Source organism: Pauljensenia sp. UMB3104, from assembly GCF_030217285.1.
Taxonomy (GTDB): domain Bacteria; phylum Actinomycetota; class Actinomycetes; order Actinomycetales; family Actinomycetaceae; genus Pauljensenia.
The window spans coordinates 1-367 of the sequence record NZ_JASONN010000096.1; the positions used below are offsets into that span (position 1 = coordinate 1).

Sequence of the window (367 nt, forward strand, 5' to 3'; positions counted from 1 at the left end):
ACATTGCCCCGTATCCAACGAACACCATCGAGGTAGGCATCTTTGAAGTTCTAAATGATCGACGCGACAGGCGCGAACGTAGCGGGCTCGTCAATACGAGTAGACCCTAGATGCTTGCCTCCAGCGATCATCATCGAGCGCACTCTGGCGCGAGTGGCAGGGCTTACACAAGGCGCGGAGGTTATCAAAGTCGTGGGAGCCACCGTGCTCAAGCGGGAGAACGTGGTGGACTTCCTGTGCGGGCGTGTACCGGCTGGCCGCGAGGCAGTCTTCGCAGAGCGGGTGGGCGGCGACGTAGGTGGCGCGGATCTTGCGCCACCGTGAGCCGTAGCGGCGGTTGATCTTCGGATCCCGTTGATACTTCCGA

The 367-nt window shown here is 60.8% G+C and carries 1 protein-coding gene; it reads right to left on the minus strand.

Annotated elements, in window-relative coordinates; all coding sequences use genetic code 11:
- Positions 1-90: 90 nt before the first annotated feature.
- The coding region (locus QP415_RS10915; RefSeq protein WP_285100074.1) for an HNH endonuclease at positions 91-367 on the minus strand (277 nt) is incomplete at its 5' end.